Consider the following 12136-nt stretch of genomic DNA (forward strand, 5'->3'; position numbering starts at 1 on the left):
CGCTTCGCTCGCTGTGGTCAGCTCGCGGCGGGACTTCCACCCACAAGAGTGCGCCCATGCTGGGCGCACCAAAAAAAGCCCCGGGGTACCGGGGCTCGGGCTTTGCTCTATATATGTCGCTCAGTTGCGGATCTCGAGCGCCCGGTTCAGGCTCAGCGCGGCCAGCGAGCCGACGGCGCCGGACAGCAGGTACAGGCTGACGTAGCCGAGGCCGAAGTTGGCGGCCAGGCCCAGTGCGACGAGCGGGGCGAACGCGGCGCCGACGAGCCACGCGAGATCCGACGTCAGGGCGGCGCCCGTGTAGCGGTATTGCGGCAGGAAGTTCGACGTCACGGCGCCTGCGGCCTGGCCGTACGACAGGCCCAGCAGCAGGAAGCCCACCAGGATGAACGTGTTCTGGCCGGTCACGCCGCCATCCATCAGGGTCGGGATGAAGCCGGAGAACAGGGCGATCAGCGCGGCCAGCGTGCCCAGCGTGTTGCGGCGGCCGAACTTGTCCGCGATGATGCCCGACGCCAGCACGCCGACGATGCCGAGACCCGCGCCCATCATCTGGACTTGCAGGAATTCGGCCATCGAACGGGTATCGTACAGCTGGATCCACGACAGCGGGAACACGGTCACGAGGTGGAACAGCGCATAGCTGGCCAGGGCGGCGAGGGCGCCGATGACGATGTTCGCACCCTGGTTGCCGATCACTTCGCGGGCCGGGGCCGGATCCAGCTCATGCTCGTCGAGCAGGTGGGTATAGTCCGGCGTCGAGACGAGGCGCAGGCGGGCGAACAGCGCGACGACGTTGATCGCGAAGGCGACGTAGAACGGATAACGCCAGCCCCAGACGAGGAAATCGTCCTGCGACAGCTCGGCCATCAGGTAGGAGAACAGGCCGGCGGCGATGATGAATCCCGTTGGTGCGCCAAGTTGTCCCAACATGGCGTACCATCCACGCTTGTTCTGCGGCGCATTGAGCGCGAGCAGCGACGGCAAGCCGTCCCACGACCCGCCCTGGGCAACGCCCTGGCCGATGCGCAGGATGGCCAGGGCGACGATGGACCACTCGCCCCAGCGGGAATAGGTGGGCAGCATCGAGATGGCGACCGTGGCGGAGCCCATCAGGAAGAGGGCGATGGTCAGCTTGATCTCGCGACTGTAATGACGCTGGATGACCATGAAGAACAGCGACGCGAGCGGCCTTGCCACATAGGCCAGCGCGAAGATGGCAAACGAGTAAAGCGTACCTTCGAGCCGGTCCGCGAACGGGAAGAACACGGCGGGGAACACGAGGACCGAAGCGATCGCGTAAACAAAGAAGTCGAAGTATTCGGAAGCGCGGCCGATGACGACGCCGACCGCGATCTCTCCAGGCGCGATTTTCGTGTCGCGGCTGTTGATGTTCCGGGCCCCGGAGTGGGGTGCTGTGATGGGAGCGGCTCCTGCGCCGCCGTACGTGTTCGGGGTGCTCTGCATGTCTTCGTCTCCTTTTTCAGCCGACGGCTTCTGGACCCTCTGAAATGCTGCAATACGGTAAAGGGTAGGACAAAACGTCCAATCGCCAAACGCACGCCGTTGGCGTTACATTAGCATGTTATTTTTCCCATGTAACGTAAAACACAAGCATGATTCCAAAGACCCTCCGTCGCGGAATGTTCCTCTCTCCCCTGTTAGCGCTGCTTTCCGGCTGTAACACGGTGGTGATGAACCCTTCCGGCGACATCGCCAAGCAAGAGGCGCAACTGATCATCGTTTCGGTGATCCTGATGCTGCTGATCATCGTTCCCGTCATGTTCCTGATCATCTGGTTCGCGTACAAGTACCGCGCCAGCAACCAGGAAGCAGCCTATGAACCGGACTGGGACCACTCGACCAAGCTGGAACTCGTCATCTGGGGCGCGCCCCTCTTGATCATCATCGTGCTGGGTCTCGTGACCTGGATCTCGACGCACAAGCTGGATCCGTACCGTCCGCTGGACCGCATCGCCGAAGGGCGTCCGATCCCGGCGTCCGCCAAGCCGCTGGTCATCCAGGCCGTGGCGATGGACTGGAAGTGGCTGTTCATCTATCCGGAGCAGGGCATCGCGACGGTCAATGAACTGGTCGTGCCGGTCGACGTGCCCGTGCGCTTCAAGATCAGCGCGACCTCCGTCATGAATGCGTTCTACGTGCCCGAACTGGCGGGCATGATCTACGCGATGCCGGGCATGGAAACGACGCTGAACGCGGTCCAGAACAAAGCGGTCCAGTCGGTTGGCTTCTCGTCGAACTACAGCGGCGCCGGCTATTCCGACATGCGCTTCTCGTACCGTGGCGTGCCCCAGGGCGACTTCGACGGCTGGGTCCAGTCGGTCAAGTCCGCCAGCGCCAACCTCGACCGCGCAGGGTACCTGACGCTCGAAAAGCCGAGTATCAAGGAGCCGGTGCGCCACTACGCGGCGGTCGACAACGACCTGTTCTATCGCGTCCTGAACCGCTGCGTCGCCGACGGCGCCGTATGCATGGACAAGATGATGAACGACGACGCGAAGAAGGCCCGTGAAATGGCCATGCTGCGCCACGCGCCCCAACAAGCGGCAGCGACCCGCCTGGCCCAGGCCAACGGCGAGGTCTGCACTACGCCCAATGATTCTGTGAAGAAGAAGTAATCATGCACGAGCAATTTGACTTAGCGAAGTTGATCTTCGGTCGGCTCAGCTGGGAAGCGATTCCCTACCACGAGCCTATCCTGATCGGTACCTTTATCATGGTGGCACTGGGCGGCATCGTCGGCCTGGCGCTGCTGACCAAATTCAAGCTGTGGGGCTACCTCTGGAAAGAGTGGTTCACCAGTATCGACCACAAGAAGATCGGCATCATGTACATGGTGCTGGGTCTCGTGATGTTCCTGCGCGGCTTTGCCGACGCGCTGATGATGCGCGCCCAGCAGGCGTTCTCGTTCGGCGATTCGCACGGCTTCCTGCCGCCGCACCACTACGACCAGGTCTTCACCGCCCACGGCGTGATCATGATCTTCTTCGTGGCGATGCCGTTCGTGACGGGCCTGATGAACTACGTCGTGCCGCTGCAGATCGGCGCGCGCGACGTGGCGTTCCCGTTCCTGAACAACTTCTCGTTCTGGATGACGACCGCCGGCGCGATCCTCGTGATGGCCTCGCTGTTCGTCGGTGAATTCGCCCGTACCGGCTGGCTGGCGTTCCCGCCGCTGTCCGGCATCCTGGCGAGCCCGGACGTGGGCGTCGACTACTACATCTGGTCATTGCAGGTGGCGGGTGTCGGCACATTGCTGTCAGGCGTGAACCTGGTCGTCACGATCATCAAGATGCGCGCCCCGGGCATGGACCTGATGAAGATGCCGGTGTTCACCTGGACCGCCCTGTGCACCAACATCCTGATCGTGATGGCCTTCCCGATCCTGACCGCCACGCTGGCCATGCTCGGCCTGGACCGCCTGTTCGACACGCACTTCTTCACGAACGAACTGGGCGGCAACGCCATGATGTACGTGAACCTGATCTGGATCTGGGGCCACCCCGAGGTCTACATCCTGGTGCTGCCGGCGTTCGGCATCTACTCGGAAGTCGTCGCGACGTTCTGCAACAAGCGCCTGTTCGGCTACACCTCGATGGTGTACGCGACGGTCGTGATCATGGTCCTGTCCTACCTCGTGTGGCTGCACCACTTCTTCACGATGGGTTCGGGCGCGAGCGTGAACTCGTTCTTCGGCATCACGACGATGATCATCTCGATCCCGACGGGCGCGAAGATCTTCAACTGGCTGTTCACGATGTACAAGGGCCGCATCCGCTATGAACTGCCGATGATGTGGACCGTGTCGTTCATGATCACCTTCATCATCGGCGGCATGACCGGCGTGATGCTGGCGGTGCCGTCGGCCGACTTCGTGCTGCACAACTCGCTGTTCCTGATCGCGCACTTCCACAACGTCATCATCGGCGGCGTGCTGTTCGGCCTGTTCGCGGGCGTGAACTACTGGTGGCCGAAGATGTTTGGCTTCAAGCTGGACCGTAAATGGGGCGTGTACTCGTTCTGGCTGTGGTCGATCGGCTTCTGGGTCGCGTTCACGCCGCCGTACATCCTGGGCTTCATGGGCGTGACCCGCCGCATGAGCCACTTCGACGATCCGTCGATCCACTGGCTGTTCCAGGTCTCGCTGCTGGGCACCCTGATGATCGCCGCCGGTATCGGCTGCCTGCTGATGCAGATCTTCGTGTCGATCATGAACCGCAAGGAACTGGCCGACGTGACGGGCGACCCGTGGGGCGGCCGTACGCTGGAATGGTCGACGTCGTCGCCGCCGCCGGGCTACAACTTCGCGTTCACCCCGGTCGTGCACGACAACGATTCGTGGGCCGACATGAAGAAGAACGGTTACATGCGTCCGCTGAAGGACTTCGTGGCGATCCACATGCCGAAGAACACGTGGGCCGGTCCGGTCATCCCGGGCATCACGTTCGTGATGGCGTTCGGCATCATCTGGCACATGTGGCTGCTGGTCGGCGTGACGTTCGTTGCCATGCTCGCCGTCGCCATCTACCACACGTTCGATTACAAACGCGACTTCTACATCCCGGCGGACGAAGTGACCCGTACGGAAGAAGAACGCACCCGTTTGCTGGAAGCCCATGTCTGAGATTAACGTAACCCACGCCGGCGCCGCGAGCGCCGACCCGAGCTCGCGCTATTACGTGCGCGAGCACCATCCGGAGAACGGCACGCTGCTGGGCTTCTGGATCTACCTGATGAGCGACTGCCTCATCTTCGCCTGCCTGTTCGCGACCTATGCCGTTTTGGGCCGCAACTACGCGGGCGGCCCGTCGGGCGCCGAGATCTTCGAGCTGCCGACCGTCGCACTGAACACCGCGTTCCTGCTGTTCTCGTCGATCACGTATGGCTTCGCCATGCTGGCCGCGCAGAAGAAGAACGTCAAAGGCACGCTCGTCTGGCTCGCCATCACCGGCGTGCTGGGCGCCTGCTTCCTGTACCTGGAACTGGACGAGTTCGCGCACCTGATCCACGAAGGCTTCGGCCCGTGGCGCTCGGGCTTCCTGACCGCGTTCTTCTCGCTGGTCGGCACGCACGGCCTGCACGTGACCTTCGGTATCGTGTGGCTCGTCACGCTGATGTTCCAGGTCGGTAAGCACGGCATCAACGGTGCCAACTACCGCCGCCTCGCCTGCCTGTCGATGTTCTGGCACTTCCTGGACGTCATCTGGATCGGCGTGTTCACCTATGTTTATCTGATGGGAGTCCTGCCATGAGCGATCTGCATCATCACGATCATGGCCACGGTCATGGTCACCACGACGACGACCACCTGCACGCCCACGGCAGCTTCAAGGATTACACGATCGGTTTCATCCTGTCCGTGATCCTGACGGCGATCCCGTTCTGGCTGGTGATGACCCACCAGCTGGCACCGGGCACGACCAAGTTCGTGATCCTCGGCTTCGCGGCCGTCCAGGTCGTCGTGCACATGATCTACTTCCTGCACATGAACTCGAAGTCGGAAGGCGGCTGGAACATGATGGCGCTGATCCTCACGGCCATCCTGCTGTTCATCGTCCTGACCGGTTCGATCTGGGTCATGTACCACATGAACGCCAACATGATGCCCAACATGGGCAATGACGGCAGTTCGGTACACGGCATGCACGACATGCAGTAATGGCGAGGGACGATCGCGCAGCGGCACCGGCCGGCCGCAAGGGAGTCTCTCCCGTCCTGGCGGTGCTGGCATTGCTGCTGATCGTCCTCTGCGCGGGTCTGGGTACCTGGCAGGTGGTTCGCCTGCAGTGGAAACTGGACCTCATCGCACGCGTGGAAGCACGCGTGCACGCCGCCCCGGCGCCGCTGCCATCGCGCACGAGCTGGGCCGGCATCACGCCCGAATCCGCCGAGTACCGCCGCGTGCAACTGCACGGTACTTATCTCTACGATCTCACCACCCCCGTCCAGGCGCTGACCGAAGCCGGCAGCGGCTACTGGCTGCTCACGCCCATGTGCACGGCGGATGGGAACGTCGTCCTCGTCAACCGCGGCTTCATTCCCGCCGAACTGGGCGCGCGCACGCGCTACACGCCGCAGCGCGCCACGGAAAATCCGTGCGCGAACGCCGGACCGGCGGCCGACGTCACGGGTCTCCTGAGGACGAGCGAACGTAACGGCGCGTTCACGCGCACGAACGACCCCGCGGCGAACCGCTGGTACACCCGCGACGTGGCCGCGATCGCCGCGGCGCGCGGCATCGCCACGGCACCGTTCTTCGTTGACGCCGCCGCCGGACAGAACCCGCCGGACAGCCCCGACCAGCCCGTCGGCGGCCTCACCGTCGTCAAATTTCCAAACAGTCACCTCGTGTACGCGTTCACTTGGTATGCTCTCGCCTTGATGGTGGCCGCCGCCTGGTGGTGGGTCGCCCGCTACGGCAACGACACCGAGAATGATGAACGACACGACTGACCTGCTGAAACGGATGTTCGAACGGGGCGCGGACAACGCCGCCGCCGTCGAATACGTCGCCGGCCACAAGAACATGCTGCAGCTGATCGAGCTGCGCTGGATCGCCGTCATCGGCCAGATCACGACCATCGCCGGCGCGATCCTCGTCTTCGACGTGCGCCTGCCGCTCGTGCAGATGCTCGAGGTGCTCGCGTGCCTTATCGCCTTCAACATCGCCAGCCACCTGCGCTGGCACGAACACCGGCCCGTCACGAACAACGAACTGTTCCTCGCGCTGCTCGTCGACGTGGCCAGCCTCACGATGCAGCTGTACCTCGCGGGCGGGACGACGAATCCGTTCGCGTTCCTGTACCTGCTGCAGGTGATCCTGTCGGCCGTGCTGCTCGAAGCGTGGTCGACGTGGACCATCGTCGCCATCACGCTCGCGTGCCTGGCCGGCCTGTCCGTGTTCGCGAAACCACTCGCGCTGCCGTTCGACCATGCGCGCGGCATCTCCAGCCTGTACGTGCAGGGCATGCTGATCTGCTTCACGCTGAACGCGGCGCTGCTCGTCGTGTTCATCTCGCGCATCACGAATACCCTGAAAGCGAAGGCGGCCCAGCTGGCGGACCTGCGACAGCGCGCGGCCGAGGAAGACCACATCGTGCGCATGGGACTCCTCGCGTCGGGCGCCGCGCACGAACTCGGCACGCCGCTCGCCACGTTGTCCGTGATCCTCGGCGACTGGAAGCGCATGCGCGAATTCAAGGCGAACCCCGACCTGCTGGAAGAGATCACGGAAATGGAGACGCAGCTGAAACGCTGCAAATCCATCGTCAGCGGCATCCTGCTGTCGGCCGGTGAGACCCGTGGCGAATCGGCCGCGCGCACGACCATCCGCGGCTTCCTCGACAAGCTCGTCGCGGACTGGCAGCACAGCCGCCCCGTGCGCGACTTCGACTACCGCAACCGGATCGAACACGACCTGCCGGTCGCCTTCGACTCCGCCCTGAAACAAACGATCGACAACGTGCTGGACAACGCGTTGGAGGCCTCGCCCGACTGGGTCGGCGTGGAAGCGGGTGTCGACGACGGCACGCTCGTACTGACCGTGCTCGATCGCGGCCCCGGCTTCGCGCCGGCGATGCTGGCGCAGTTCGGCAAACCGTACCAGTCCAGCAAGGGCCGTCCCGGCGGCGGCCTGGGCCTGTTCCTCGTCGTGAACGTGGCCCGCACGCTGGGCGGTACCGTGCAGGCGGTCAACCGGCCGGAAGGCGGCGCCGCCGTCACGCTGACGTTGCCGCTGTCCGCGATCGCGCTCGAGAAGGAACTGGGACATGCCCATGGATGAAGACAATGACGACCGCCTCCTGCTGATCATCGAGGACGACGACGCGTTCGCGCGCACCCTCGGCCGCTCGTTCGAGCGGCGCGGCTACCGGGTGCTGCAGGCGCCGGGCCTCGACGAAGCGCAGGAACTGCTGAAGGAACATTCGCCGGACTATGCCGTCGTCGACCTCAAGCTGAAGGGAAACAGCTCCGGCCTCGCGTGCGTGCAGATGCTGCATGCGCACGATCCGGACATGCAGATCGTCGTGCTGACGGGTTTTGCCAGTATCGGCACGGCCGTCGAGGCGATCAAGCTCGGTGCGCGGCAGTATCTCGCGAAACCGTCGAACACGGACGACATCGAGGCCGCCTTCGGCCACGTCGCCGGCAACACGGAGCTGGAACTGACGAACCGTACCACGTCGATCAAGACGCTGGAATGGGAGCGGATCCACGCCGTGCTGGCCGAGACGGATTTCAATATTTCGGAAGCGGCGCGCCGGCTCGGCATGCACCGCCGCACATTGGCGCGCAAGCTGGAAAAGCAGCGGGTCAAGTAAGGACTTTCAGCGCGAACGCATACGGCAGGGCGGGCGCCGTCGACGGCAGCGTGACCTTCAGCCCGTCCTCCGCCTGGCGGAACGCGAGCGGCGCACCGGTGCCGACGAGTTCGACCCGCGCGACCGGCTTCTTCAGGTGCCCGGCCGCCGTGCCCATCGCGGCGATGCCGATCTCGCGGCCGGCCGGCCAGCCCATCACGAACGCGTAGACGGCATCGCCCTTCGCCGTGAAGCGGACGTCGGCGGCGGTGAGCGGCGCGTTCTTCCCCTCGTTCATGCCCTGGTCCGTCAGCGGCGCCGTCCGGTGCTGCGCGGGACCTTCGCCGAACACGGCCCACGGCCGCGTATCGTAAATCGCTTCGCCGTGCACGGCCATCCAGCGGCCGATCTCCTCGACGATCGCCTGTTCCTTTTCGTCGATCGTGCCGTTGCCGCGCACGGGTACGCTGAGCAGCAGGTTGCCGTTCTTGCTGACGATGTCGACCAGCATGTGCACGACCTTCTGCGCGCTCTTGTACTCGTTGCGCTCATAGCCCGGGCGCGAATAATGCCAGCCGCCGATGCAGGTGCACGACTGCCAGGGCAGCGGTTCGATGGCGTTGCTCTGGCCGCGCTCGATATCCCACACGAGGGAACGGCGCTGCCGCTCGTCGAGCATCTTGCCGTTGATGACCGCTTCCAGCCGGCCGCGCGTGGCGATGCTGCGGTTGTACATATGCGCGGCGATGCGCAGGCCAGCGTCGCTGAACGGCCAGAAGGGCAGGGCGGTGTCGTCGAAGTAGACCAGGTCCGGGTCGTACTTGTCGATCAGGTCGATGGTGCGGTCGTGGAAGTTGTCGACGTAGCGCCGCGACGGCAGCGTGGCCCCGCCACCCCAGTCCCACTGCGCGCCCCATTCGGCCGGCTTGGTGGTCTTGCGGCTGAGCGGATGCGCCTGCGCGTACAACGCCTGCGGATCCAGTCCTTCCCACCACTGGCCCTTGCCGGCGGCCGCCGTGAGCACGCCGTCGTACGGGATGCCGGCGTACGGCCCAGCCTTGTCGGCGCCCTGGGCCACTTCATACCAGGTCCACGCGTGGGCCGCGTGGACGCTGACGCCGAAGCGCATGCCCTGCGCGCGCGCCGCCTTCGCCCAGCCGGCGATCAGGTCCTTCTTCGGCCCGATGCGCGTCGAATTCCAGTCGGGCTGGAAGCGGCTGTCGTACAGGTCGAAATTGTCGTGGTGGTTCGCGAGCGCGACGAAGTAGCGGGCGCCCGCCTTGCGGTACAGGGCGAGCAGGGCGTCCGGGTCCCATTGCGCCGCCTGCCATTGGCGGATCACGTCCTTGAACCCGAACTTCGACGGGTGGCCGTATTTCTGCAGGTGGTGGCGGTACGCGTCGCTGCCTTCCTTGTACATATTGCGCGCGTACCAGTCGCCGAATTCCGGCTCGCATTGCGGACCCCAGTGGGCCCAGATGCCGAACTTCGCGTTCCGGAACCAGTCCGGCGTGCGGTACGCGGCCAGCGAATCCCAGTCGGGCTTGAAAGGGCCGGGGGCGTTCGCCGCCAGCGCGGACCGTGGCAGGAGGGTGCTTGCGGCAAAGCCCGGTACGGTGGCGGCCAACCCGGCCAGGACCTGGCGTCGTTTCATGATGTCTCCGTGATGGTTTGGTTATCGATAACAGCACACACGATTGTATGTTATAGATTCAAAACAATCAACGGCTCGGATATTCAACGTGACGGGCGCGGCGCCGGCGCGGGCATCGGGCACGCTCAACGTTCCAGCCATGCATGGGCCCGGCGTCATGGCGGTTGACCGCCCATGCCGCCCTTGCGCTCGGGATCGACCTCGGGCGGTGAGCCGCGTGTCCTGTGCCGCATCACACGCCAGCACACTTCCGGCTGGATCAGCGTGCCGCGGAAAAAGCTCCATCCCTTGTCGTTGCCGAAGACCCGCATGAACAGTAGACCGATCTCGACAATGTCTGCCGTGGCATGATCCTTCCTGCGATTGACGCCAAGAAAATGCCGTAGCTCGTCTTCGGCGCGGCTCATGCCGGGATGCCTTCCGGCTCGGGATCGGCGCCGCGCACGGTCCGGCGAAACCGTCCTGCAACGATTCTCCGGTAGACGGTGGGTACGATGTCGGCCGTGAGGAAGAAAGCGTCCGCGTTGTCCCGGCCGTAGACGTTCATGAAAATAATGCCGACCTGGATGACGTCCGCAGTGACGGCATCGACGCGGCGTTCGATGCCGCCGCGCGCCGGGTCAGCGGTGTCGCGATGCGTCATGGCGCCCGCTGCCCGAAGCCGGCCCCATGACCTGGCGAGGGCCGAACCGGCAACCGACGCGATGTTACGCAAGCGTCCATGCCGCCGCCCGCTCATCGGGCAATGCCCGACGCTGGCGCCCGGAATGCAGATCGGCAAGAAGTATTGATGGTAACCATCAGTTAACGTCCTGCTGCTGGATCACCACTGGGATCAGGTTCGACGCCGGGCGATCGCTGTGGTTCAGCGGCGAGAATCCTCACAAATTCTTGCATGGCAGCATCCGCGAGCGTCAGGACGAGCGCGGAATAATAGCGGCGCCGACTGGGATCGAGCGTCACTTCGAGACCGATGGCGATGATCTCCGGGTGCATGCTCGCCGATGCAATAAGCTTTTTTCTTGACATGGCGCAATAATTTGCATGTAAGTTATTGAAAATGAACAAGGTCAAGCTTACGGCCTGATGCGATGCAGCATTTGACTTTAATCAAACCTCTCAACGGCTATGGGATATGCATGCAAAACTTCGCCGCATTGCAGCAATTTTGCGACAGTGAAGTTCGGTGAGAATCAATTTCAAAACGGTAAATTGACCAATGGTGACAATTGGTTAATCATGGATGTGTTTACTTAAACATTACTACCCATTAACCATACGGAGGCAGCATGATACAGATGCTGGTGGCTGATCGAAGCGAGACGATGCGGCTCGGTGTGTGTACGCTCTTTGCCAGGCAGGCGCGGGATACAGTGGTCCGCGAGGCAACAAGTCGTTCCGACCTGATCAGTAAATTACAAAGCGAGCAATATCACATCATCCTCGTCGATCCGGTACTCGCAGCCGGAAGCGAGGAGACGTTCCTGCGCCAAATCCGGGCCGTAGCGCCGCGCGCCCACGTCCTCGTGTATACCGAGCTGGACGAGCTTCACTTCGGCATGCGGGCGATCCGCTGCGGCGTGAAGGGGTACGTGATGAAAAGCCGTCCCGCCGATGAGCTTCTCGAGGCCGCAAGCCGGGTGAGCCTGGGAAAGGTCCATATGAGCGAGCGACTCGCCGAGGAAGTCGCATTGCACATGTGGGAAGGTAAGGATGAGTTGCCGCACGAGTCGCTCAGCGACCGCGAGTTCCTCGTGTTCGCCATGCTCGTCTGCGGTCGGAGCGTCAGCCGCATCGCGGCCGTGCTCAACCTGAGTATCAAGACGATCAGCACGCACAAGGCCAGGGCGATGGTCAAGCTGCGCTGCAAGAGCCTGAGCGACATGATCCAGTACAGTATCGCGAACAACCTGACGGACGTCTGTCGGGATCGCTGCACCGACCGGTAGCTCGCCCGGTCGACGCCCGGCCGCCACGGTGCCGACAGCACCGCCCGCCCGGCATCGACAGGCCGCTCACGATCGACGCGGGAATGCCGTCGAGCAGGGCGCCGACGGCGATGGCGCCGCCGCTGTGGTAGATTGCCGACTTTGCCCGGACCCTCCATGATCCATCCGATCCTGCGGCCGCTCGCCGTCGGCGCCCTGCTCGACGGCATTCC

Annotated in this window: 13 protein-coding genes; 8 read left to right on the forward strand and 5 right to left on the reverse strand. The window is 63.7% G+C overall.

The annotated features are described in order from the left end of the window. Window positions 1-120: 120 nt before the first annotated feature. Window positions 121-1467, reverse strand: a complete 1347-nt coding sequence (locus ACEN88_RS13810) for an MFS transporter (RefSeq protein WP_413340390.1) — start codon at window positions 1465-1467, stop codon at window positions 121-123. Between the two features lie 149 nt (window positions 1468-1616). On the opposite strand from ACEN88_RS13810, the gene cyoA reads away from it, so the two are divergent. Genes cyoA through ACEN88_RS13845 form a run of 7 tightly spaced genes read left to right on the forward strand, consistent with a single transcriptional unit; the run spans window position 1617 to window position 8342 of the window. Further along, window positions 1617-2639: a ubiquinol oxidase subunit II gene (cyoA, locus tag ACEN88_RS13815; RefSeq protein ID WP_413340392.1), complete on the forward strand. Its 1023-nt coding sequence runs from the start codon at window positions 1617-1619 to the stop codon at window positions 2637-2639. Between the two features lie 2 nt (window positions 2640-2641). After that, the gene (gene cyoB / locus ACEN88_RS13820; protein ID WP_413340394.1) at window positions 2642-4645 is read left to right on the forward strand and encodes a cytochrome o ubiquinol oxidase subunit I; all 2004 of its coding nucleotides are present in this window, start codon (window positions 2642-2644) and stop codon (window positions 4643-4645) included. Beyond that, a complete protein-coding gene (gene cyoC, locus ACEN88_RS13825; protein ID WP_413340396.1) occupies window positions 4638-5273 on the forward strand; it encodes a cytochrome o ubiquinol oxidase subunit III in 636 nt (211 codons plus the stop codon). Before cyoB ends, cyoC begins: the two co-directional genes overlap by 8 nt. Beyond that, window positions 5270-5680, forward strand: coding sequence for a cytochrome o ubiquinol oxidase subunit IV (cyoD, locus tag ACEN88_RS13830; protein ID WP_413340398.1), 411 nt, complete (start codon window positions 5270-5272; stop codon window positions 5678-5680). The genes cyoC and cyoD overlap by 4 nt, the downstream gene beginning before the upstream one ends. Further along, on the forward strand, window positions 5680-6474 hold the full coding sequence (locus tag ACEN88_RS13835) for an SURF1 family protein (RefSeq protein ID WP_413340400.1): 795 nt from the start codon (window positions 5680-5682) through the stop codon (window positions 6472-6474). The genes cyoD and ACEN88_RS13835 overlap by 1 nt, the downstream gene beginning before the upstream one ends. Then, window positions 6458-7804, forward strand: a complete 1347-nt coding sequence (locus ACEN88_RS13840; protein ID WP_413340402.1) for an ATP-binding protein — start codon at window positions 6458-6460, stop codon at window positions 7802-7804. Before ACEN88_RS13835 ends, ACEN88_RS13840 begins: the two co-directional genes overlap by 17 nt. After that, window positions 7797-8342 (forward strand): response regulator transcription factor, encoded by a 546-nt coding sequence (locus tag ACEN88_RS13845; RefSeq protein ID WP_413340404.1) that lies wholly within the window; start codon window positions 7797-7799, stop codon window positions 8340-8342. Before ACEN88_RS13840 ends, ACEN88_RS13845 begins: the two co-directional genes overlap by 8 nt. Here ACEN88_RS13845 and ACEN88_RS13850 read toward each other — a convergent pair. The 4 genes from ACEN88_RS13850 to ACEN88_RS13865 all read right to left on the reverse strand — a co-directional run bounded on the left by ACEN88_RS13850 (window position 8335) and on the right by ACEN88_RS13865 (window position 11049). Next, the gene (locus ACEN88_RS13850; RefSeq protein ID WP_413340406.1) at window positions 8335-9975 is read right to left on the reverse strand and encodes an alpha-L-fucosidase; all 1641 of its coding nucleotides are present in this window, start codon (window positions 9973-9975) and stop codon (window positions 8335-8337) included. The two genes, ACEN88_RS13845 and ACEN88_RS13850, sit on opposite strands and share 8 nt — an antisense overlap. Before the next feature lie 155 nt (window positions 9976-10130). Beyond that, window positions 10131-10382, reverse strand: coding sequence for a hypothetical protein (locus ACEN88_RS13855; protein ID WP_413340407.1), 252 nt, complete (start codon window positions 10380-10382; stop codon window positions 10131-10133). Further along, on the reverse strand, window positions 10379-10618 hold the full coding sequence (locus ACEN88_RS13860; protein ID WP_413340409.1) for a hypothetical protein: 240 nt from the start codon (window positions 10616-10618) through the stop codon (window positions 10379-10381). The genes ACEN88_RS13855 and ACEN88_RS13860 overlap by 4 nt, the downstream gene beginning before the upstream one ends. Window positions 10619-10779: 161 nt before the next feature. Beyond that, complete coding sequence (locus ACEN88_RS13865; RefSeq protein WP_413340411.1) at window positions 10780-11049, reverse strand: hypothetical protein; 270 nt, start codon at window positions 11047-11049, stop codon at window positions 10780-10782. A 215-nt stretch (window positions 11050-11264) separates the two neighbouring features. On the opposite strand from ACEN88_RS13865, the gene ACEN88_RS13870 reads away from it, so the two are divergent. Next, window positions 11265-11924: a LuxR C-terminal-related transcriptional regulator gene (locus ACEN88_RS13870; RefSeq protein ID WP_413340413.1), complete on the forward strand. Its 660-nt coding sequence runs from the start codon at window positions 11265-11267 to the stop codon at window positions 11922-11924. Window positions 11925-12136: the final 212 nt, after the last annotated feature.

The organism is Massilia sp. CT11-108 (assembly GCF_047302915.1).
Classification (GTDB): Bacteria; Pseudomonadota; Gammaproteobacteria; order Burkholderiales; family Burkholderiaceae_D; genus Telluria; species Telluria orientalis.